At 65.3% G+C, this 23028-nt stretch carries 20 protein-coding genes; 15 read left to right on the forward strand and 5 right to left on the reverse strand.

The features are described from left to right. Positions 1-226: 226 nt before the first annotated feature. A complete protein-coding gene (locus Q4E95_RS00765; protein WP_303381515.1) occupies positions 227-967 on the forward strand; it encodes a polyprenol monophosphomannose synthase in 741 nt (246 codons plus the stop codon). A gap of 135 nt (positions 968-1102) precedes the next feature. On the opposite strand, the gene Q4E95_RS00770 is transcribed toward Q4E95_RS00765, so the two are convergent. The 3 genes from Q4E95_RS00770 to Q4E95_RS00780 all read right to left on the reverse strand — a co-directional run bounded on the left by Q4E95_RS00770 (position 1103) and on the right by Q4E95_RS00780 (position 3192). Beyond that, on the reverse strand, positions 1103-1438 hold the full coding sequence (locus tag Q4E95_RS00770) for an RNA polymerase-binding protein RbpA (RefSeq protein ID WP_303381516.1): 336 nt from the start codon (positions 1436-1438) through the stop codon (positions 1103-1105). Between the two features lie 105 nt (positions 1439-1543). Then, the gene (locus Q4E95_RS00775) at positions 1544-2644 is read right to left on the reverse strand and encodes an SPFH domain-containing protein (RefSeq protein WP_303381517.1); all 1101 of its coding nucleotides are present in this window, start codon (positions 2642-2644) and stop codon (positions 1544-1546) included. A 50-nt stretch (positions 2645-2694) separates the two neighbouring features. Continuing rightward, a complete protein-coding gene (locus Q4E95_RS00780) occupies positions 2695-3192 on the reverse strand; it encodes an NfeD family protein (protein WP_303381518.1) in 498 nt (165 codons plus the stop codon). Between the two features lie 347 nt (positions 3193-3539). On the opposite strand from Q4E95_RS00780, the gene Q4E95_RS00785 reads away from it, so the two are divergent. The 13 genes from Q4E95_RS00785 to Q4E95_RS00845 all read left to right on the forward strand — a co-directional run bounded on the left by Q4E95_RS00785 (position 3540) and on the right by Q4E95_RS00845 (position 19109). After that, a complete protein-coding gene (locus Q4E95_RS00785; protein ID WP_303381519.1) occupies positions 3540-4397 on the forward strand; it encodes a PRC and DUF2382 domain-containing protein in 858 nt (285 codons plus the stop codon). 222 nt (positions 4398-4619) lie between these two features. After that, complete coding sequence (gene thrS, locus Q4E95_RS00790; protein ID WP_303381520.1) at positions 4620-6704, forward strand: threonine--tRNA ligase; 2085 nt, start codon at positions 4620-4622, stop codon at positions 6702-6704. After that, positions 6701-7282: an HIT domain-containing protein gene (locus Q4E95_RS00795; protein ID WP_303381521.1), complete on the forward strand. Its 582-nt coding sequence runs from the start codon at positions 6701-6703 to the stop codon at positions 7280-7282. The genes thrS and Q4E95_RS00795 overlap by 4 nt, the downstream gene beginning before the upstream one ends. Before the next feature lie 61 nt (positions 7283-7343). Then, positions 7344-8657, forward strand: a complete 1314-nt coding sequence (locus Q4E95_RS00800; protein WP_303381522.1) for a Mur ligase family protein — start codon at positions 7344-7346, stop codon at positions 8655-8657. A 10-nt stretch (positions 8658-8667) separates the two neighbouring features. Next, positions 8668-9399, forward strand: a complete 732-nt coding sequence (locus Q4E95_RS00805) for a type 1 glutamine amidotransferase (RefSeq protein ID WP_303381523.1) — start codon at positions 8668-8670, stop codon at positions 9397-9399. A gap of 107 nt (positions 9400-9506) precedes the next feature. Further along, entirely contained in the window at positions 9507-10268 is a 762-nt protein-coding gene (locus Q4E95_RS00810) for a YebC/PmpR family DNA-binding transcriptional regulator (protein WP_303381524.1), read from the forward strand. Positions 10269-10275: 7 nt separating this feature from the next. Continuing rightward, positions 10276-10947: a crossover junction endodeoxyribonuclease RuvC gene (gene ruvC, locus Q4E95_RS00815; RefSeq protein WP_303381525.1), complete on the forward strand. Its 672-nt coding sequence runs from the start codon at positions 10276-10278 to the stop codon at positions 10945-10947. 145 nt (positions 10948-11092) lie between these two features. Continuing rightward, positions 11093-11737 carry a Holliday junction branch migration protein RuvA gene (gene ruvA / locus Q4E95_RS00820; RefSeq protein WP_303381526.1) on the forward strand — a complete coding sequence of 215 codons (645 nt, stop codon included), beginning with the start codon at positions 11093-11095 and terminating at the stop codon, positions 11735-11737. Beyond that, entirely contained in the window at positions 11737-12843 is a 1107-nt protein-coding gene (gene ruvB / locus Q4E95_RS00825; protein WP_303381527.1) for a Holliday junction branch migration DNA helicase RuvB, read from the forward strand. The genes ruvA and ruvB overlap by 1 nt, the downstream gene beginning before the upstream one ends. A 195-nt stretch (positions 12844-13038) precedes the next feature. Beyond that, positions 13039-13566: a preprotein translocase subunit YajC gene (yajC, locus tag Q4E95_RS00830; RefSeq protein ID WP_303381528.1), complete on the forward strand. Its 528-nt coding sequence runs from the start codon at positions 13039-13041 to the stop codon at positions 13564-13566. Positions 13567-13673: 107 nt separating this feature from the next. Continuing rightward, positions 13674-15521: a protein translocase subunit SecD gene (gene secD, locus Q4E95_RS00835; RefSeq protein WP_303381529.1), complete on the forward strand. Its 1848-nt coding sequence runs from the start codon at positions 13674-13676 to the stop codon at positions 15519-15521. Beyond that, positions 15518-16564 (forward strand): protein translocase subunit SecF, encoded by a 1047-nt coding sequence (gene secF, locus Q4E95_RS00840; RefSeq protein ID WP_303381530.1) that lies wholly within the window; start codon positions 15518-15520, stop codon positions 16562-16564. The genes secD and secF overlap by 4 nt, the downstream gene beginning before the upstream one ends. 133 nt (positions 16565-16697) lie before the next feature. Further along, entirely contained in the window at positions 16698-19109 is a 2412-nt protein-coding gene (locus Q4E95_RS00845) for a bifunctional (p)ppGpp synthetase/guanosine-3',5'-bis(diphosphate) 3'-pyrophosphohydrolase (protein WP_303381531.1), read from the forward strand. On the opposite strand, the gene Q4E95_RS00850 is transcribed toward Q4E95_RS00845, so the two are convergent. Beyond that, a complete protein-coding gene (locus Q4E95_RS00850) occupies positions 19088-19732 on the reverse strand; it encodes a type IV toxin-antitoxin system AbiEi family antitoxin (protein ID WP_303381532.1) in 645 nt (214 codons plus the stop codon). The genes Q4E95_RS00845 and Q4E95_RS00850 overlap by 22 nt on opposite strands. A 126-nt stretch (positions 19733-19858) precedes the next feature. Next, positions 19859-21385, reverse strand: a complete 1527-nt coding sequence (locus Q4E95_RS00855) for a DUF349 domain-containing protein (RefSeq protein ID WP_303381533.1) — start codon at positions 21383-21385, stop codon at positions 19859-19861. Between the two features lie 219 nt (positions 21386-21604). Here Q4E95_RS00855 and hisS point away from each other — a divergent pair, with 219 nt between their 5' ends. Beyond that, positions 21605-22960 carry a histidine--tRNA ligase gene (gene hisS, locus Q4E95_RS00860; protein ID WP_303381534.1) on the forward strand — a complete coding sequence of 452 codons (1356 nt, stop codon included), beginning with the start codon at positions 21605-21607 and terminating at the stop codon, positions 22958-22960. Positions 22961-23028 lie beyond the last annotated feature (68 nt).

Here is a 23028-nt window from a genome sequence, read left to right on the forward strand (position 1 = left end):
CGCGTCGTGGTGGCGGGAGACATCACCTTCGAATGATTGACAATCTGCCATCTTGGTGCTCACCAGAATTGGCGGTTACACTGAATTCTTACTGCCGGGTGGGTTCATCCGTCCTTAGAAAACAGAGCTGCGGAGCGATCCGCGCCTGGTCCGAAGGCGGATGGGCCCGCCCTGTGGTGTGTTCGGGGCGTTTCCCCCCGTCCCCAGAGGCTTGAAAGGACGCCCGGTGCGAGTTCTCACGATCATCCCCACCTACAACGAACGTGAATCACTGCCCACGGTGGTGACCCGGTTGCGGGCAGCAGTGCCCGATGCGCACGTGCTGATCACCGATGACAACAGCCCGGACGGCACCGGCCGCATGGCCGATGAGATGTCCGCGACGGATGATCACATCCACGTGCTCCACCGGGCCAAGAAGGAGGGTCTGGGCCCGGCCTACATCGCCGGTTTCCACTGGGGCCTCGAGAACGGCTACGACGTGCTGGTCGAGATGGACGCGGACTGCTCCCACCAGCCCGAACAGCTGCCACTGCTCCTGGACGCCGTCCACAACGGAGCGGATCTGGCCATCGGTTCCCGCTACGTACCGGGTGGCCGCACGGAGAACTGGCCGCTGGACCGGCAGCTCATCTCCCGCGGCGGCAACCTCTACTCGCGCGTACTCCTGGGTACCCGCATCCACGACATCACCGGCGGTTACCGCGCGTACAAACGCGCGACCCTCGAGGCCATTGATCTGGATTCCGTGCGTTCACGCGGTTATTGCTTCCAGATCGATCTCGCGTGGCGCACCGAACGGTTGGGCCTGAACATCACGGAAGTGCCCATCACCTTTGTCGAGCGCGAAGAAGGCGTTTCCAAGATGAGCAAGAACGTCACCGTGGAAGCGGCCACCAGCGTGGCCAAATGGGGCCTGGCCGCTCGCGCGCAGACCCTGGCCGCAAAGCTCAGCCCGCGCGCGTAACCCACGAAAGCCTCCGGCCACCGCGCCGAACAGCAAACGCCGACGCCGCGTACCAGACCTGGTACGCGGCGTCGGCGTTTCGAACGGGTCCTCATTGCGGAGACACCCCGGTGAGCGGCGCGGGCCACTCATGACTCAGATCGTGTGGCGTTCCTTGTAGAAGTCCAAACGCTGCTGGAGGATCTCCTCGAGCTCCTCGGAGCTGCGACGCTCCATGAGCATGTCCCAGTGGGTGCGCACGTGCTTCTCATTGGGATTCTCGGGCTTTTCACCATTGACCAGGATGGCCTCGTGGCCGGTCTTGGTGGTCCACACCGGGGGAATCTCCGCCTCCGCCGCGAACATCACGCTCACCGACTCACCATCCTTGGTGCGGTACTCCACGCGTTGACGCGGTGCCGGTTCAACACCGGTCTCGGTTTCCATCGACTGGGAACCCAAACGCATTCCACGCAGGCTGCGATCGCTCACTGGACGGTCCTTCCTGAAGTCCTACTGGTACAAAGGGTGTGATCCCGGCTTCCAATCAGTCGATTGAAAACCTACGGATTGTCATCAACCGAACATAACCACCGATTAGCGGGATTCATTCCCGGTAGTGCCCGAACCGTATTCTCCGGCCGCCGGGTTCGCGAACGGGGGTTCCGGCATCTCGAAATCATTGGGGTCGGTGAGCGTCAGATCCGGCTCGAGATCCTTCTCCGTGACCTTGACGGTTTCGGACTCCACAATGGGCTCCGAGTGAGCCGTGGGGGTCGGTTCGTCGTCCTGGTCATCCCAGGAGGCGTCGTGGGGACCCTCGCCGCCGGGGGTGGCCAGGAAGTTACCCACTCCGCGCAGCGCGGTACTGAGTTCGGCGGGAATCATCCAGACCTTGTTGGCGGAACCCTCTGCCACCTTGGGCAGCGTCTGAATGTACTGGTAGGCCAGCAACTTCTGGGTGGGCTTGGCGCGGTGGATGGAATCAAAGACCTTGGCGATGGCCTGGGCCTCACCGTCGGCGCGCAGGATCGCGGCCTTGGCGTCACCTTCCGCGGAGAGCACCGCGGCTTGCCGCTCACCCTCGGCGGTCAGAATCTGGGATTGTTTCTCACCCTCGGCCGTGAGGATGGTTGCGCGGCGGTCACGCTCGGCGCGCATCTGCTTCTCCATCGAGTCCTGGATGGACGGCGGGGGAGTGATCTCCTTGATGTCCACGCGAGAAATGCGGATACCCCAGCGGCCCGTGGTGGAGTCCAACACCCCGCGCAGCTCGGCGTTGATCTTGTCACGCGAGGTCAGGGTCTCTTCGAGGTTCAAGCCACCCACCACGTTACGCAGTGTGGCGCTCGTGAGTTCGTCCACGGCCTGGATGTAGTTGGTGATCTCATAGGTCGCGGCGCGAGGGTCGGTCACCTGGAAGTAGACCACGGTGTCGATACCGACCACCAGGTTGTCCTCGGTGATCACGGACTGCGCGGGGAACGGCACCACTTGCTCTCGCAGGTCGATCATGGGCAGTAACCGGTCAACGAAGGGAATGAGGAAGTGCAGGCCGGGATTGAGCGTGGCCTGGTACTTGCCGAGGCGTTCCACGATGCCGGCGCGGGACTGCGGAATGATCCGCACCGCCTTGATCAGGGCAATTGCCGCGGCCAGTACCACCACTATGAGCAGTACTGTGATGACGATTTCCATGGGGTCCTCTCACATGGGGGGATCTGCGGGCCGGACGACCCGGACAGCTATCAGTACCCGGGTTGGGAAGCGGGTGAATCAGAAAAATCAGTGGTAGCGGGGGCGGTGTGGGAAACAACCGCGGTGGCTCCGTCAATGCGGTACACGTAAGCCCTGGTTCCCGTCTCGAGCGTGCCGCGTTCCGCCGAGCGCGCCGTCCAGATATCGCCCTCGAGTCGAACCAGGCCGGTGTCCTCGCTGACCGGTTCCAGCACGGTGCAGGACAACCCCACTAACCGTTCGGCGTTGGAACGGGTACTGGGCGTGGACCGGTTGAGCCGTCTCAGGGCCACCGGGCGCAACAGGAAAATGAGAAGCACCGCGACCACCGCGAACGTGATCACCTGAAGCGGGAAGCTGTGGGTGAAAAAACTCACCACCCCAGCGCACAGGGCGGCCATGGACATCATGAGGAACAGGAAGTCCAGGGTGAGCATTTCAATGCCCGCCAGTACCAGCATGATGATCAGCCAGAGGATCCAGGGATTATTGACCAGTGCGTCCCACACGTGCGGCTCCAGACTTGTCGTGAGGTGTCGGAAGTGGCCGCCTCCGCAGGATGCGCAGCCCGCCACCTGTCGGCTCCCTCCCCATTGTGCCCTACCCCACGCGTCGAGGCCGGGAATGAATTCACCCCGGCGGCATAGGCCCGGTACCGGTGGGTCAATAATCCAAAAAACCGGGCTACGGAAGCAACAGCACGGCATTTCACCCGAGAGAGAAAAAGTATTGTCAGCCCACTGAACATCAGTAAGCTGGGCGGCAAGCTAGATCACAATGCCATCGTGCAGAGTGATGGCTCGCAGGGCACAAACCGTGCTTTGACGAACGCAATAAACTTGAAGGAGTTCTTGCGATGACCACTTTCGATGTGAATGCGATTCTCTCCAGCACTGCCTACGATGCTGACGGCGACAAGGTCGGCAAGGTTGAGCAGGTCTTCCTCGATGACAACTCGGGTGAGCCCACGTTCCTGACCGTGAACACGGGTCTCTTCGGTGCCAAGGAGAGCTTCGTTCCGGCTAAGGATGCTCGCCAGGACGGCGACCGCGTTGTGCTGCCCTACCAGAAGGACGTCATCAAGGACGCGCCCAAGGTCGATGCAGATCAGCACCTTTCCCCGGCGGAAGAGGAAGAGCTCTACCGTTACTACGAGCTGAACTACGACAACGGTCATGGTGCAGATCGCGACCGCGACCTGACCGACCGCGACCGCACCGCCGCAGCCGGCACCGCTGGCACCGCCGGTGTTGCAGCTGCGGGCCGTGACAGCGACCTGACCGATCGTGACCGCACCGTTGCTGACCACGACGACGCTTCCGTGGTCCGCCACGAAGAGCGACTCAAGGTCGGCACCCAGGAGCGCGAGACCGGTCGTGCACGTCTGCGCAAGTACGTGGTCACCGACCACGAGACCGTTGACGTCCCCGTCGAGCGCGAAGAGGTCACCGTGGAGCGCACCCCGATCCGCGACGGCCAGGTCGGCACCGGCACCATTGGTGAGGAAGAGGTCGAGGTTTCCCTCCACGAAGAGCGTCCCGTGGTCGAGAAGGAAACCGTGGCCGTTGAAGAGGTCGGCCTGAACAAGGAAACTGTTCGCGACACCCAGCGCGTCGAGGCAGATGTCCGCAAGGAACAGGTCGACGTCGAGACCGATACCGATCGCGATCTCGGTGGCCGTGACGGCCTGGGCGGCAACGCTCCCCGTCGCTGAAACTGATGTGCAACGCTGAGGCGTTGAATCGGTAAGTTGCTGTACCCCGGGCCCACGGCTCGGGGTACAGCTCTTTTTCGGCCCTCAGCGCGGCCCGCCGACTGTGTCCGCTCCGTGCCGGGGCGGTAGCATCATCTGCGTCCCCGCCGAACCATGAGTTCCACGGGACCCGCGCGTCCCCGGTACGGGCGCGCGTCACAAGAACATTCGAAGGAGTAACTCATGTCTGATGCCGCTCAATTACAGCTGACCGTGGATGGCGACCCTCGCACCGAAACCCAGGGAACCACGGCGGCTGATCTGTACGCGGATCAACGTGAGGTGGTGGTAGCTCACATCAACGGTGAGCTCAAGGATCTGAGAACCGAACTCGCGGACGGTGACGTGGTGGAGCGTGTGCTCGTGAGCGATCCGGAGGGCCTCGAGGTCTTGCGGCACTCCACGGCCCACGTCATGGCGCAGGCCGTGCAGCAGTTGCGTCCCGATGCCAAGCTGGGCATCGGGCCGTACATCACGGACGGCTTCTACTTCGATTTCGACGTCGAAGAACCGTTCACGCCCGAGGATCTGAAGAAGATCGAGAAGTCCATGCTCAAGATCGTGAACAAGTCGCAATTGTTCCGGCGCCGCGCGGTGGATGAAAGCGAAGCCCGCGAGGAAATGGCGGACGAGCCCTACAAGCTTGAGCTGATCGACCTGGCCAACGGGCCGGGTTCGGGTTCCATGGAGGAGTCCGCGGAGGGCGCCTCCGTGGAGGTGGGCGCCGGGGAAATCACCATTTACGACAACGTGGACCGGCAGAGCCACGAAATCGTGTGGCGCGATCTGTGCCGCGGCCCGCACGTGCCCAACACCAAGTTGATCGGCAACGGTTTCGCGCTGATGCGTTCGGCGGCGGCCTACTGGCGCGGCAACGAGAAGAACAAGCAGCTGCAGCGCATCTACGGCACCGCATGGCCCTCCAAGGACGAACTGAAGGCCTACAGGCAGCGCCTCGCGGAAGCCGAGCGTCGCGATCACCGCAAGCTCGGTTCCGAACTGGACCTCTTCTCCTTCCCGGACGAGCTGGGTTCCGGCCTGCCCGTGTTCCACCCCAAGGGCGGCATCATCCGCAAGGAGATGGAGGACTACTCGCGTCAGCGGCACACCGAGGCCGGTTATGAATTCGTGTACTCCCCGCACATCACCAAAGGCCACCTGTATGAGGTGTCCGGTCACCTGGACTGGTACCGGGACGGCATGTTCCCTCCCATGCACGTGGACGAGGAGCGCAACCCGGAAACGGGCGAGGTGAACAAGCCGGGCCAGGACTACTACCTCAAGCCCATGAACTGCCCGATGCACAACTTGATTTACCGCTCACGCGGGCGCTCGTACCGTGAGCTGCCCCTGCGGTTGTTCGAGTTCGGCGCGGTGTACCGCTATGAGAAATCCGGTGTCATCCACGGACTCACGCGCGTGCGCGGCATGACCCAGGACGACGCGCACATCTACTGCACCCGTGAGCAGATGAAGGACGAACTGACCGGCACCTTGAACTTTGTCCTGTCGTTGCTCAAGGACTACGGTCTGGATGACTTCTACTTGGAGCTGTCCACCAAGGACCCGGAGAAATTCGTGGGTTCCGATGAGGTCTGGGACGAGGCCACCCGTACGTTGCAGGAAGTTGCCGAGGCTTCCGGCCTGCAGCTGGTCCCGGATCCCGGGGGAGCCGCTTTCTACGGCCCCAAGATTTCGGTGCAGGCCAAGGACGCGATCGGGCGCACGTGGCAGATGTCCACCATCCAGCTGGACTTCAACCTGCCCGAGCGTTTCGACTTGGAGTACCAGGCCGCCGACGGCACCCGGCAGCGTCCCGTGATGATCCACCGTGCGTTGTTCGGATCGGTGGAGCGTTTCATGGGCGTGCTGACCGAGCACTATGCCGGGGCGTTCCCCGCGTGGCTGGCTCCCGTCCAGGTGCGCGCCATTCCGGTGGCCGAGGCCTTCAACGACTACCTGGACGAGTTCGCGGCCACGCTGCGGGCCCGGGGCATTCGTGTGGAGGTGGATGCGTCCTCGGATCGTTTCCCCAAGAAGATCCGCACGGCGTCCAAGGACAAGATCCCGTTCGTGGTCATCGCGGGCGGCGACGACGCCGAGGCCGGTGCGGTCTCGTTCCGCTACCGCGACGGCTCACAGTTCAACGCGGTGCCACTCGACGACGCCGTGGAGCTGATCGTGCGGCACGTGCGCGAGCGCGTCAACGAGGATCCTTCGGCGCCCTCGGACGGTGAGGTCTCGGAACCCGTTGCGGAGCAACCGTGACGGAGAACACCTCGCAGAACCAGAACGGCAACCAGCGCTGGGTGGCTCAGGACGATTTCGAGCTGCCCGGCGTGCCGGACAGTTTCCAACGCTTGTGGACACCCCACCGGCTCGCCTACGTGCGCGGTGAGGACCCTTCGATCACGGAAACTCCGGGGTGCCCGTTCTGCACCGGGCCGGAGCGCTCGGACGAGGACGCACTGATCGTGCATCGCGGGGAGCACTGCTTTGTGGTGCTCAACCTGTTTCCGTACAACCCGGGTCACTTGCTGGTCTGCCCGTACCGTCATGTCGCGGACGTCACCGAGCTCACGGACGAGGAACTGTGGGAGTTGAACGTGCTGACCCGCACGGCGGTCGCCACGATCCGCGAGGTCGCCCAGCCGGCGGCGTTCAACGTGGGCCTGAATCTCGGGTCCGCGGCGGGCGGTTCGTTGTCCGCGCACCTGCACCAGCACGTGGTGCCCCGCTGGGAGGGTGACGCCAACTTCATGCCCGTCATTGCTCATACCAAACCGCTCATCCAGACCCTGGGAGCCAATCGCGACGACATCGCCGCGGCCTGGCCCCGTTCCTGATTCTCATTGCTCCCGGGCATCGCACGTCGGCGCCCGGGACGGTTGTACCCCAGTCACTAGAATGGAATCCATGTCTCGACCACTCGTACGTCTACTCGGCCAGGGAGTTCGGTGGGCCTCAAGCCTGCGCGGCGGTGGCTCCGCCTTCCCCGGCCTGGTCATGGAAAAGCTGCATCCCGGGTTCGTGGCCGAAGAACTCGGCAAACTCTCGCACGGTGTGGTGGTCATCAGCGGCACCAACGGCAAGACCACGACCACCAAGATGGCCGTCCAATTGCTGCGTTCACAGGGCCTGCGCGTGTTCACGAACCGGACGGGATCGAATTTCGTGCGGGGCGTGGCGGCGTCGTTGTTGGCCGAGATGAACGCGTTCGGTCGCCTCGACGCGGACGTGGCCGTGCTGGAACTCGACGAGGCGCACGCCGTGCACTTCGTCAAGCAGGTCAAGCCCCGCTACGCCCTGCTGCTCAACGTGATGCGCGATCAGCTCGACCGGTTCGGCGAGATCGACACGACCCGCCGCATGCTCAGCCAGGTCGCCAAGGCGACCACCGGAACCGTGGTGCTCAACCGCGAAGACCCCCGGATCGCCGGTCTCGCGGACGACGTCGCCGCTGACGCCACCGTTGAATGGTTCGGCCTCTCGGACGCGTTGCGGCCCATGTTTCCCTCCGACGACGACATGCGCGACGTGCTGCGTCGGACCGAGGCGGTCGAGCTGGATTCGGAGCAGCCCTCCGTGGCACGACCGCGCGCTGGCGTGGTGCTCAATGCCGTGCGGGCCAATAGCGTGGACCTGGACGTGCACGGCGAACACCACACGGCAACCATCGACCTCTACGGGGTGTACAACCAGTACAACGCGGCGGCGGCTCTCGCCCTGAGCCTGCAGGTTCTGGGCGACGGCGCGGACGTTGCCTCCCTCGTGGATGAACTGTCGCGGGTGACCCCGGCCTTCGGTCGCGGTGAAACCGTGACGGTGGACGGTAAACCCCTGCAATTGCTGCTCGTGAAGAACCCCGCCGGATTCCGGTTGTCACTCGCGTCCGCATCGGCGGACGACTACGCGACCATGATCGCGATCAACGATGCCTACGCCGACGGCCGTGACGTGTCGTGGCTGTGGGACGTGGATTTCGACAGCCTGCGCGACAGCGGCGTGGACATCGTCTCCGGTGTGCGCGCGTGGGACATGGCCCTGCGCCTGGATTACGACCTGGTGGCGGTCCGATCGGTGGAAACCGACCTGGACACCGCGCTCCAGCAGTTCATCGCCGGGGCGGGGGACCGGCCCATGCGGGTGTTCTGCACCTACACCGCCATGCTGTCCCTGCGGAAGATCCTGGGCGGCATGACCCACGTGGACGCGATCTGAGGAGCCGATCATGAATCAGGACAAAGTGGGTTCCTTGGACATCGTCCAGCTCTACCCGCGGGACATGAACATTTACGGGGACTGGGGCAACACCCTGACCCTCAAGCGCCGCGCCGAACGCTACGGCTTCGAGGTGCGGGTCCACGACTACAACCCCGGTGACCCCTGGCCGGACCACGCTGACCTCTTCGTGGGTGGCGGTGGGCAGGACTCGGGTCAGTTCCGGGTGGCCGAGGACCTCGCCCGCGTGGCACCCGCACTGCACGACGCGGCGTCGGCGGGTACGCCCATGCTGGTCATCTGCGGTCTGTACCAGCTCTTCGGGCGGGAGTTCCGCACCGGTGGTGGCGAGACCCTGCGAGGGATCGACATGTTCGACCTCGAAACGGTGGGTGGACCGGAGCGACTGATCGGCAATGTCGTGACCGAATCCCCGGACTTCGGCACGATCATCGGCTACGAAAACCATTCGGGGCTGACCACGCTGGGACCGGACCAGGCCCCTTTGGCCGCTGTGGCCAGCGGGGCCGGTAACAACGGTCAGGACGGCACCGAGGGCGCGCGCACGCACAACGTGCTGGGCAGTTACCTGCATGGATCACTGCTCCCCAAGAACCCGGCCGTGGCCGACTTCCTGTTGCGGACCGCAGTGGAAATCCGCGGGGACAGCTTCCCGGACACCGCACTGGACGACACCTACGCGGAGCACGCGCGCGGTGTAGCCAGAACCAGACCTCGTTAGCGAGGTAGGGCCGAGTTCGAGGCCCCGTGGTACATCGCTAAAATAAGGCATAAATCGCAAACCCGGACCGGCTGAGCCGGGTACACAGACTTCTTAGGAGGAACTCGATGTCAGGTCACTCCAAATGGGCCACGACCAAGCACAAGAAGGCCGCAATCGACGCCAAGCGCGCCAAGGCCTTCGCCAAATACATCAAGGGCATTGAGGTGGCCGCGCGCATGGGCGGTGCGGACACCGCCGGTAACCCGGCGCTGGAGCTGGCCGTTTCCAAGGCCAAGAAGAACTCGGTGCCCAACGACAACATTGATCGCGCGGTCAAGCGCGGCGCCGGCCTGACCGGCGAGACCATCGACTACTCGGAGATCCTGTACGAAGCTCGCGGCCCCCAGGGCACCGCGCTGTACATCGAGTGCTTGACGGACAACAAGAACCGGGCGGCCTCCGAGGTGCGTGTTGCGGTGACCCGCCACGGTGGGACCATGGCGGATTCCGGTTCCGTGGCCTACCTCTTCGAACGCAAGGGCGTGGTCGAGGTGGCCAAGACCGACGGTCTCACCGAGGACGACGTTCTGATGGCCGTGCTCGACGCCGGCGCGGACGAGGTCATCGAGGAGTCGGAGGTCTTCGAGGTCGTCAGTGACGCCACCGACCTGCCCGGGATCCGTCAGGCCCTGGACGCGTCCGGACTGGACTACAACAACGACGATCCCCAGTTCCGTCCCACCATGACCGTGGATCTGGATTCCGAGGGCGCCAAGAAGTTCCTCAAGCTCGTGGACGCCGTCGAAGAGCTCGACGACGTGCAGAACGTCTACTCGAACGCCGACATCCCCGAGTCCGTCCTGGCGGAGCTCGACGACGAGGACTGAGAGCCCCATGGCGCGCACGTCGGACGGCGGATCGGCCCCGGGACAGCGCATTCTTGCGGTGGACCCGGGGCTGACCCGTTGTGGCTTCGCGGTGGTGGACATGGCGGCCAATCGCACGGGAACGTTCGTCCACGTGGAAGTCAACGGCACCAAAGCGCACGAAGCCCTCGAGGATCGAGTGCTGGCCATCATGACGGCGGCCGAGGCGCTCATGGATCGGTTCGCACCGGACGTCGTGGCGGTCGAGCGGGTGTTCGCCCAGAACAACGCGCCCACCGTGGTGGGGACGGCCCAGGCCACGGGCGTGGTCATTGCCGCCGCGGCACGGCGTGGGATTCCGGTGGCGTGGCACACCCCGTCCGAGGTCAAAGCGGCGGTCACCGGGGACGGCGGCGCGGACAAGGAGTCGGTGAACCGCATGGTCGTCCGGATTCTCCGGTTGGCCGCGCCCCCGCGACCCGCCGACGCCGCGGACGCTCTGGCTCTGGCGGTGTGCCACGGCTGGCGCGGCGGCATGGCCGGGATGAATGCGGCGGCCAAGACGTCCACGCATTCGGGTTCTCAGCCCTCCTCCGTCCGAGCCTCCGGGCTCACCCCGGCGCAGCAGGCGTGGAAACAGGCCGAGGCGTCAGCTCGGCAACCCAAGGCCCCCCGGGCCGCCCGGTCACCGCGCCGCTGACCCGGAGGGTTCCGCCGATGACGCGGCCCGGCAGAGCGGGGCGCGCTGTGCGAGTCGGTGGGAGTTGTTAGAGTGATCCCGTGCTGCAGTTCGTATACATGTTCGAATCAATGGCGGGGACATCCCGCGTGACGGGAGCCGCCCTGTGATTGCTTCGGTGTCCGGTGAGGTGCGTTTTGTGGGCGCCGCACAGGCGGTCATTGAGGTCTCCGGTTTCGGGATCGAAATTCAAGCCAGTCCGCACACCCTGGCGGGTCTGCGCACGGGATCGGCGGTGCATTTACACACCGCCTACATTGCCCGCAAGGACGAAGCACCCCTGCTGTTCGGTTTCGCGGGAGCGGACGAGAAGGAGGTCTTCACCGTGATGCTCGGCGTCTCCGGTGTGGGGCCGCGCACCGCGTTGGCCGCGGTCTCGGTTCTCGGCCCGGATGAGACCCGGCGGGCCATTGCGAGCGGTGACGACAAAGCCTTCACCGCGGTCCCGGGAATCGGCCCCAAATCCGCCCGTCGTATCGTGTTGGAACTGGCGGACAAGCTCGTTCTTCCGGAACCGCGGGAAACCGCGGCAACTCAACCTCAGGTGCAGGTGTGGCGCGAACAGGTCATGGGCGCCCTCGTGGGGCTGGGCTGGAGCGAGAAGGACGCGATCCGCGGCATCGACGACGCGCTGGAGACGCAACCCGAATTGGCCGACACCGGCAACGTGGCCGAGATCCTCCGTGCGGTCCTGTCCTGGCTGGGAACCGCCAAGGGCACGAGTCACACACATGGTCGAGGACGGTCCTGATGGCTTACGAGGAACGCGGTGCCGCACAGGGACAGCAAAGACTCGTCGGTGCGGAGGGGGACCTGGACGACCAGCAGCTCGAAGCGAGTCTCCGCCCGGGTACCCTGGACGACTTCGTGGGGCAAAAGCGCGTGCGCGCCCAGCTGTCCCTCGTCCTGGAAGCCTCCAAGTTGCGCGGGCGCACCGCGGACCACGTCCTGATGTCGGGGCCCCCGGGGCTCGGTAAGACCACGCTGGCCATGATCATTGCCCAGGAACTGGACGTTCCGCTACGGATCTCGTCCGGTCCGGCAATTCAACACGCCGGGGATCTCGCGGCCATCCTGTCCTCACTGACCCACGGCGAGGTGCTGTTCCTGGACGAGATCCACCGCATGTCCCGACCGGCCGAGGAGATGCTCTACATGGCCATGGAGGACTTCCGCGTGGACATCGTGGTCGGTAAGGGCGCCGGCGCCACGTCCATCCCGCTGGACCTGCCGCCGTTCACCCTGGTGGGCGCGACCACGCGCGCCGGTCTGCTTCCGGGGCCGCTGCGTGACCGCTTCGGCTTCACCGGTCACCTGGAGTTCTACTCGGTTGCGGAACTGGAGCTCGTGCTGCGGCGTTCGGCGGGTCTGCTGGATCTGAACATGACCTCGGAGGGATTTTACGAAGTGGCCTCGCGGTCCCGCGGCACCCCGCGCATCGCCAACCGTTTGCTGCGCCGCGTCCGCGACTGGGCGCTGGTGCACGAGGTGGATCTGATCGACGCGCGCACCGCCGGAGCCGCCCTGGACATGTACGAGGTGGATGCCAGGGGACTGGACCGCCTGGACCGCAATGTGCTTTCCGCTCTGGTCACCAAGTTCAACGGGGGACCGGTGGGCTTGTCCACGCTGGCCATCGCGGTGGGCGAGGAGACCGAAACGGTTGAAACCGTGGCCGAACCGTTCCTCGTGCGCGAAGGGTTGTTGGGACGCACCCCCCGGGGGCGCATTGCCATGGCGGCGGCGTGGGAGCACCTGGGTCTCAACGTGCCCGACCACGCTGCCTTCAAGGACCCCGCCCTGCGCACCGCCCTGGCCACGGAGTCCCCGGACGAGGAGCAGCCCACCGCGTTCTGACGGGCTGGCACATCCCGCCTCCGCGAATCGGGCTCTGGGCCGCCGGATGGGAGTGGCAAGCTCAGGACGTGTCACGGTTCAGCGGGCGACCAGCTGGATCACCTAGACTTGACCGGATTCCCATGATGGCGGCGGTGCACCCACCCGGTAACTGCGGTCACTCAGCCGTGAACATCGTCTACAGAACGGAACTTCGTGATTCTCTCCGCGCAACTTCTTGCCCAGGCCCAGCAGTCAGGAGGCGGCGGAACCGCATGGTTCTTGCCCGTCATGCTGGTGGTGATGGTGTTGCTGTTGTGGCTGCCCATGCGTCGTCAGAAGAAGGCTCAGGCTCAGATCAAGGCCAAGCAGGCGACCATGGAACCCGGTACCCGCGTGATGACCAGCTTTGGTCTCTACGGCACCGTTCTGTCCATCGACCGGGACGAGAACAAGGCAGTCCTGGAGGTTTCCCCGGGAACCTCGGTGACCGTGCACACCCAGACCGTGACCACCGTTCTGGACGATCCCGCCACCCAGAACGCCGCACTTGCCCAGGGCGCCACCGTTGACGGGGACGGTTCCACGGCCGCGGGAGACACACGCGACAACGTGGCCGAGCGTGAGCACGATGTGCCCGGTGACACCGCCCCCGGCGAGCCCGCCGCGGGTGACAACGTCCCGGGACATGACACCCAAAGCGGCACGTGGCGCGACAACCGCCGCGATAACGACACCAACTGAACACATGCGTGAGTCACGGGCCGAGAGCATCGGCCCGTTTCTCATGACCGGACCCAGGTGCGGCGTGCTCGGCGGCCACACCAACCGTGCGTTGTTGAAGGGCAGACATGGCATCACGTAAGGGCACTTCGGGCCCGTCGGAACCCGAAGAGTCACAAAAACTCACCCCCCAAGCGGCACCGACCCGCGCGCCCAGATCGGTGAAATCGGGATCGAATACGGCCCTGACGGCGGCCAAGCGCGGCCTGGCAGCGCTGGCTGTGATCACCATTGCCCTGGCAGGGATCCTGATCTACGGGGTCACCACCGACCGCACCGGTTGGGCTCCCAAGCTGGCCCTGGACCTCGAGGGCGGCACCCAAATGGTGCTGTCCCCGGAGCTCCAGGAAGCGCAGGACGGCCAGGAGATCACCCAGGAGCAACTCGATCAGGCAGTGGAGATCATTCGGCAGCGCGTGGACGGCACGGGTGTCTCCGAGGCGGAAATCAGCACGCAGTCCGGATCGAACATTGTGGTGTCCATGCCCGGGGTTCCCTCCGCCGAAACTCGTGACCTGATTCAGACCTCCGCCCAAATGGCGTTCCGGCCCGTGATCACCACGGCGGAGGGCGCGCCCACTCCCGAGGACCAGCGCACGGCACTCAAGGACATTCCCAAACCGGATGCCGAGCCCACGGACTCCTCGGATCCCAACTGGGTGACACCCGAGCTCGTCACCGAGTTCGAGGCCCTTGACTGTTCCGCGCAGCGACCCCAGGAGGAACGCAAGGCGCAGGATCCCGACAAGGCCATTGTTTCCTGCGATCCGGCGAACAACACCAAGTACATTCTTGGCCCGTTGGAGATCCCCGGCACAGACATCGACGACGCCTCTTACGGCACCGCGACCAACCAGCAGGGCATGTCCACGGGCCAGTTCGCCGTGAACCTGCAGTTCAACGCGGAGGGGACCCAGACCTTCAAGGAACTCTCCGAGCGCCTGTACCAGATCGGGCAGTCCCAGGAGGGTGATCCCCGGTCCCAGTTCGCGATCCTGCTGGACGGCACGGTGATCTCCGCGCCGTCCATGAACGCCGTGATCACCGACGGCAGCGCCCAGATCACCGGATCCTTCACGGAGGACGAGGCGCAATTCCTCTCCGAGCAGCTCAAGTACGGTGCGCTGCCGGTAAGTTTCAGCATCCAGTCGGAGCAGCAGATCTCCGCGACCCTCGGCAGCAACCAGTTGCGGATGGGTATCATCGCCGGTCTCGTGGGTCTGGCTTTGGTGTGCGTGTATTCGATGTTCCAGTACCGCTGGCTCGGACTGGTGACCATCTCCTCCCTGCTCGTGGCGGGCCTGATCACCTACTTCGCCATCACGCTGCTGGGGTGGAGCGCCAACTACCGCCTGTCGCTGGCCGGTGTGGCCGGCCTGATCGTGGCCATCGGGCAGACCGCCGACTCGTTCATCGTGTACTTCGAACGCATCAGGGACGAGATCCGCGCGGGCAGAAGCATTCCCGCCGCGGTGGACCACGGCTGGAAGCGGGCCCGGCAGACGGTGCTCGCGGCCAAGGCCGTCAACCTTCTGGCTGCGGTCGTGCTGTATTTCGTGGCCGTGGGCAACGTGCGGGGTTTCGCGTTCACCCTTGGTTTGACCGCGATCGCGGACTTGCTCGTGGTCTTCCTCTTCACCCACCCGATCATGGTGCTGCTCACGCGCACCCGCTACTTCGGAGGTGGCGCGAAGAACTCGGGCCTGGACCCGGAAGCCTTGGACGCCGTCCCGCTGTACCGCGGCGCGGGTCGCCTGCGTAGCCCCGAGGACAGCGACGGGCTGACGATTGCCGAGCGGCGTCGTCGACAGAAGGCCGCCGAGACCCAGGGCGACGGCGCCGGGGACGGATCCGCCGCATCCGGCGGTTCCAGCGCCGTGGACCAGACCGCCTTGACGGAGGGGAGCACCCGATGAGCAACCGACTCGCACGCTTCGGTAACGACCTGCACAGTGGCCGCACCTCGTACCCGTTCGTGGGCAAGCGCAAGCTGTGGTTGTCCCTGGCCCTGGGGCTCGTGCTGCTGTCCATGCTGATCCCCGTGCTCAAGGGTGGATTCAATCTGGGCATCGACTTCACCGGCGGCTCAGAATTCACGGTCTCGGGTGTTGAGAACCCGGACGTCCAGACCGGCGAGCAAGCGGTGGCGGACTCCTCGGATGCCGGGGGCGTGTCCGTGACCAATATTGCGCCGGGCACCGTGCGGGTGCAGACCGAGCAGCTCGACGACGATCAGACCCTGGCCGTGAAGGACGCCTTGCAGGACGCCTACGGCGCCTCCGACGACCAGGTGACCTCCAACTTCGTAGGACCCACGTGGGGTCAGGGTGTGACGCAACAGGCTCTGTGGGGTTTGCTGGTTTTCGTCTTTCTGGCCACGGTGCTCATGGCGCTGTACTTCCGCACGTGGAAAATGTCCGTGTCCGCGGTCGCTGCCATGCTGGCCACCATTGTGATCACCGCCGGGGTGTACTCCCTGGTCGGCTTCGAAGTCACGCCGTCCGCGGTGATCGGCTTCCTGACCGTGCTGTCGTATTCGCTGTACGACTCGGTCGTGGTCTTCGACAAGGTGCGCGAGAACACCAAGGGACTGCTGAGCGGTTCAGCGCCGCAGGAGAGAGCCAAACGCACGTTCTCCGAGCAGGTCAACCTGGCCGTCAATCAAACCCTGGTGCGCTCGATCAACACGTCCGTGGTGGGCATCCTGCCCGTGGGCGCGATCCTGTTCATCGGCGCGTACTTGCTGGGCGCCGGCACGCTCAAGGATCTGTCCCTGTCATTGTTCGTGGGCATCATTGTGGGCACGGTGGCCACCATGTTCGTGGCGGCGCCCATGTACTCCTGGCTGCGCGGAGTCGAACCCGCGGTGCGCGATCAGCAACGAAAGGTGCTGGACGCACGCCAGAGCGACGGCGCGCCCGTCACCTCCGACCCGGTTCAGGCCGGTCCCCGCGAATAGAGCGCCGCGCGTGCGTTACACTCGCCCCCGTACCGTTCGGTGCGGGGGCATGCTACTAGACTCGGTTACTTAGCGCACCGGGCGCCAAGATCCCGTCCCGGCCAGCGGTGATCCGTGAGGAGGCTGTGGAACCATGACGACAGAGTCGGACGCTCAGAGCGCAAAGAATTCCAGGCCGCCCAGCCCACCGGCGACATCGGCGGTGCCCACCGGTTCCAGGATCGAAACGGCGGGAACCCACTTCGTCCTGCCGGCCTCCCGCCCCGTTTTCGGCCGGGCCGTGTTCCCGGGACGCAGCGAACGCACCCGGTCCACGCTCTCGGCCTTGACGGGTGAGTCCGTTCCGCGCTCGCCCATCCTGGTCCCGTTGCTGCGCAGCGTGAGCGCCACGCATCCGGATGAGGACCTGGATGTCCTGGAACGCGCGTTCGCCGTGGCGGATTTCTACCATGAGGGACAAAAGCGCAAGTCCGGGGATCCCTACATCACTCACCCGGTGGCGGTCACCACGATCCTCGCCGAACTGGGCATGACGGGGGCCACCCTGGTGGCGGGTCTTCTGCACGACACCGTGGAGGACACCGACTACTCGCTGGAGCAGCTCACCCAGGACTTCGGTGAAGAGGTCGCCGTGCTCGTGGACGGTGTGACCAAGCTGGACAAGATCCAGTACGGCGAGAACGCCCAGGCAGAAACCGTACGCAAAATGATCGTGGCCATGGCCAAGGACATCCGCGTGCTCGTGATCAAGCTCGCGGACCGGTTGCACAACGCACGAACGTGGCGGTTCGTGTCCTCCTCGTCCTCGTCCAAAAAGGCGCGCGAAACGCTGGAGATCTTCGCGCCACTCGCGCACCGCCTGGGTATGAACACGATCAAATGGGAGCTCGAGGATCTTTCCTTCTCCGCCCTGTACCCCAAGGTCTATGAAGAAATCGTCCGCATGGTGGGGGAGCGCACGCCCGAACGCGAACGGAATCTGGCCACGATCCGCGGGTTGATCGCCGCGGAACTCGACAAGTCCGGCATTGACGCCACGATCACCGGCCGCCCCAAGCACTACTACTCGATTTACCAGAAGATGATCGTGCGGGGTAAGGATTTCGATGAGATCCACGATCTCCAGGCCGCCCGTGTGCTCGTGAACTCGGTGCGTGAGTGTTATGCCGCCCTCGGCGTGCTGCATGCGAAGTGGAGCCCCCTCCCGGGGCGGTTCAAGGACTACATCGCGATGCCCAAGTTCAACATGTACCAGTCGCTGCACACCACCGTGATCGGCCCGCACGGACGCCCGGTGGAGATCCAGATCCGCACCCACGAGATGCACCACCGCGCCGAATACGGTGTGGCCGCTCACTGGAAGTACAAGAACCAGGTCAACCAGGCCAATTCGGCCACTCCCAAGGCCAAGGCGGGAGAGCTCAACTGGTTGAGTTCCCTGGTCTCGTGGCAGGAGGAGGCCAAGGACTCCTCGGACTTCCTGGATTCACTGCGGTACCAGATCAACACCGCGGAGGTGTACGTCTTCACACCCAAGGGTGAGGTCATGGCGCTACCCACGGGTTCCACCCCGGTGGACTTCGCCTATGCGGTGCACACCGAGGTGGGTAACCACACGATCGGCGCCCGGGTGAACGGCAAACTGGTGCCGCTGTCCTCCCAACTCCAGCACGGCGACCGGGTCGAGATCCTGACCTCCAAGTCGGAATCCGCCTCCCCGTCACAGGACTGGCTCAAGTTCGTGGGTTCCCCGCGGGCGCGCACCAAGATCCGGCAGTGGCATTCCAAGGAACGCCGCGAGGAAGCCATTGAGCGGGGCAAGGACCTGCTGACCAGGGCGCTGCGCAAGCATCACCTGCCGCTGCAACGCACGGTGACCCACGAGTCGCTCGTCTCGGTGGCCCAGGACTTCAACCGTTCGGACGTGGCGGCGCTCTACGAGGCGATCGGAAGCGACACGGTCAACGCCCAACAGGTCGTGGAGAAGCTCATCGAGCATCACGGCGGCGCGGAGGGTACGGAAGAGGATTTCGCCGAAACCACCAAGGTCACCGCGCCCGCCCGGGCCACCGTGTCCGATTCCGGCGTGGTGGTCCAGGGCATGTCCGACGTGTACGTGAAGTTGGCTCGCTGCTGCACCCCGGTGCCCCCGGACGAGATCCTCGGCTTCGTGACCCGCGGCGCGGGAATCTCCGTGCACCGCAAGGACTGCAACAACATGAAGTCACTGGTGACCAACGACGATCCGCGCGTCAAGGACGTCAGCTGGGCTCCCACCCAATCCTCACTGTTCCTGGTGGAGATCCAGGTGGAAGCACTCGACCGGCACTCGCTGCTGCTCGACGTCACCAGGGTGCTGTCCGAGAACCACGTGAATATCCTCTCCGCGCAGGTGCACACCTCGCGATCCCGGTTGGCCATCTCCCGGTTCTCGTTCGAAATGGGCGATACCCGCTATTTGGATCACGTGCTCAACCAGGTGCGACGGATCGACGGCGTGTACGACGTGTATCGCACCTCGGGTCACCGCCCGGTCGCCTCGTAGCCGCGTTCCACGGCCCGCCCCACTTTCCGCACGCGGGCCAGGGCCTGCCGACGTCCCGGTTTTTTCCCCACGGCGTCCAGGGCGGCCAGGACGAGTTCGGGTGGGCAATGCAAGTGCGGTGAGGCCATGAGCCAGTGCAGCGCCCGGGTGCCCTCCGGGGTTTCGACGTGAAGCGCCACGTCCACCGCGGTGCGCAGTGGACTGGTGACCGACATTGCCTCGTGGGACACGCGATCGAAGGCGTTGAAGACGGTCTGATGCAGGCTGAACCCATGCGGGAGCGTGGTGGTGGTCCGGGCGTCCTTGGCCACGAGGATCGGAAGCGGGTCCGGGACATCGGCGCAATCGTAGAACCACGCGGCCCCCAATCTGCCCAGCACCCCTCGCCGCTGGAGGTGCTGAGGGATGACCGCTCGCAGCACCCGGACCTTGGTGGCCCGGGTGAGAGCAACACCCACGGGCACGTATGCGTCCAGGACGACCCTGCGCAGAATCCCGTCCGAAACCATTGCGGTGAGCTCGCCGCTGCTGAAGGGGTCACCCGGACGCAGCACCCGAAGGTATCCCGCACCGGGCGGAAGCGGATGGGCGGAATCGGGGGCCAGCGGCCGCGGTGACGTCATGACCCCATCAGAACCGATGGGCGGGGGACAAGGAAACGGGGATCACCCCGGTTGTGGACAACCAGGGCGATCCCCGTTCAGTGTGCAGTTCGCTCGGCTCGGCTCAGCTCATGCGCGTGGTGTCGTTCAGTTCAGCTCGGACGCCGAGGCCCGCAACGTGGCCAACCACTGCTCGCTTGTGGCGAGGTCCTTCTCGAGGGTGGCGGCCTTCTTCTCGTTGCCGGAGTTGCGAGCGGCCTCGATCGCGGACTTCTGGTCGGCGATCTTGCTCTCGAGCTGCGTCAACATGGAGTTGGAGCGGGCCTTGGTCTCGGGGTCCGAGCGGCGCCACTGGTCGTCCTCGGACTTCTTGACGGCGTCCTCGATGGCGCGCAGTTCGTTCTCCACCCGACGCATGTGCGCGCGCGGAACCTTACCGGCCTCCTCCCAGCGAGCCTGTACCGCCGCGAGTTCCTTTTTCGCCTGATCGAGGTTCTTGACGGGAAGGATCTTCTTGGCCTCGTCGAGCAGCTGCTCCTTGACCACCAGGTTCGCCTCGAACTCGTGGTCGATCTGCTCGTTGGCGGCCTTACGCGCGTTGAAGAACACGTCCTGGGCGGCACGGAAACGGGACCACAGGGCGTCGTCGTCCTTGCGGGACGCGCGGGGCGAGGCCTTCCAACGATCCATGAGATCGCGGTACTTGGAGGCGGTGGGCCCCCAATCGGTGGAGCCGGACAGCGCCTCGGCCTCGACGATCAGCGCTTCCTTGGCGCGCTTGGCCTTGGCATTGGTCTCGTCCAGTTTGGAGAAGAACGCCTTGCGATGGCGATCGAAGGTGGTGCGGGCCTTACGGAACCGTTTCCACAAGGACTCCTCGTCGGACTTGGACAGCCGCACGCCCGAACGTTGATGCGCCTTCCACTGGTCGAAGAGTTCACCCATGCGCTCCGAGGAGTGCTTCCACTGGGTTTTTTCGGGGTCCTGACCGGCGACCTTTTCCGCGGCCTCCACGATGGCCGTGCGGTGAGCCAGCTGCTCGGCCTTGGCCCGTTGTTGGTCTTCCTTCTCGCGCACCTCCGCCTGCCCGATCGACACGTCCAGGGTGTCCAGACGTGCGGCAAGCCCGGCCAGATCACCCACCATGCCGCGGGCGGCCACCTGCTCGCGCACGTGTTCCACGGTCTTGCGCATGTCCGTGGTGGGGGCCTTGGCGGCAAGTCGTTGTTCGAGCAGGTCGACCTGCGCCTCGGCGTCGTCGAACTTGCGCGCGAAGTAGGCAATGGCCTCGTCCTCGGTCGCGTCCGGGAACTGGCCGCACTCGTACTCCTGGCCGGCCACGCTCACGTACACGGTGCCGTTCTCGTCCGCGCGGCCGTGCTGCTTGGCGCGCGCCACGGATTCCGGGGTGGCCAGGGCAGGCTTGGCCGTTTCGTGGGACGCAGCGGATTGGGCCGGCTCAGCGGGCGCCACCACGGGAACCGAGGGCGCGGGTGCCGCGGGTACGGGAACGGCACCGGCCGTGGGCTGAGGCGCGACATGTGCCGGCGTTGCGGGCTGCGCCGGGCCCGGTGCGGCGGGTGCTGCGGGCTTGGCAGGGCGCGCCGGGGGAGCGGGCACGGGGGCCGCCTCGGGGGTCTGGGGCCGGTCGTCGGATTCAGGACGTTCTGTCACCGCTATAACTCTCTCTCCACGTCCACGACCGTGTGGCGAGGCCCCGGCAAAGCGGGCGTTGGTCACACGGCGCGTGGAATCGGTCATCGATACGGCCATCCTATCGACCACGGCGGCCTAGAATGGCACCACACACCACGACGCCGCTCGGGGCCTTTCCATGACCACGTCCCGGAGCGCACGCCGGGACCCCGCTTTCGCACCAAGGAGAACCCACCCATGGCCCGCACCACCTCCCTGTCCGGTTTCCCCGAATGGCTTCCGGAAGAGCGGATCGTGGAGCAACACGTCCTGGACGAACTGCGCCGCACGTTCGAACTGCACGGCTTCTCCTCCATCGAGACCCGCGCCGTGGAAACCGTCGAGCAGTTGCTGCGCAAGGGCGAGATCGACAAAGAGGTCTACGGCGTGTCCCGGCTGCACCAGGACGAGGACGAGAAAACCCCCCGGGAGGGTGCGCTCGCACTGCACTTCGACCTGACCGTCCCCTTCGCCCGCTACGTGGTGGAGAACAACGGGTATCTGACGTTCCCGTTCCGCCGCTACCAGATTCAAAAGGTGTGGCGCGGCGAGCGCCCGCAGGAGGGTCGCGCCCGCGAGTTCACCCAGGCGGACATCGACGTGGTGGGCGACGGCACCCTGGCCTTCCGCTACGACGTGGAACTGGCCCTGGTCATGATCGAGGCGCTGTCCCGGTTGCCCATCCCCCCGTTCGTGCTGCGCGTGAACAACCGCAAGCTCGCCGAGGGCTTCTACCGCGGCATCGGCCTGGACGACGCACCCGCCGTGCTGCGCGAGATCGACAAGCTCGAGAAAATCGGTCGCGAGGCCGTGATCGCGAACCTGCAGGCGAACGTGGGCGCGAGTGCCGAGCAAGCGGCGTCGGCGCTGGACCTGGCGAGTATCCGCACCGAGGACACGTCCTTCGTGGAACAGGTGCGCGCACTGGGCGTGAGCAACGAGCTGCTGGAGGAGGGCCTGAGCGAACTCGCGGACGTGGTGGGTGAGGCCGCCCGCCGTGCTCCCGGCAAGGTCAACGCCGACCTGTCGATCGCGCGCGGTCTGGACTACTACACCGGCACCGTGTACGAAACGGTGCTCGTGGGCCACGAACAGTTGGGCTCGGTGTGCTCCGGCGGTCGCTACGAATCCCTGGCCTCGACGGGTAAGAAGAACTTCCCCGGCGTGGGCCTGTCCATCGGGGTGACCCGCCTGGTCACCCGCATCCTGTCGCAGAACATGGCCAGGCCATCGCGTGCGGTGCCGTCGGCTGTGCTCGTGGCGCTCAACGATGACGCGTCCTGGTCTGCGGCCCAGGACGTGGCCGGGCAACTGCGCGCCCGGGGCATCGCGACCGAAGTGGCGGCGTCGCCCCAGAAATTCGGCAAGCAGATCCGCTACGCCGAGCGCCGAGGCATTCCGTTCGTGTGGTTCTCGACCGTCCAGGAGGACGGCAGTGTCACCCACGAGGTCAAGGACATCCGGTCGGGCGAGCAGGTCACCGCGGATCCCACCGCCTGGCAGCCCCCGCGGGAGGACGTGCACCCCACGGTCCAGGCGAGCGAGACCGCCTGAGACTTGTAGACTTTCAACCAGACTGACCCGGCCACCGAGCCGCGTCCGGCCCACCGGACGGCGAACGC

Origin of the sequence: Kocuria sp., assembly GCF_030536815.1 — a bacterium.
In the GTDB taxonomy this organism is placed as follows: domain Bacteria; phylum Actinomycetota; class Actinomycetes; order Actinomycetales; family Micrococcaceae; genus Kocuria; species Kocuria gwangalliensis.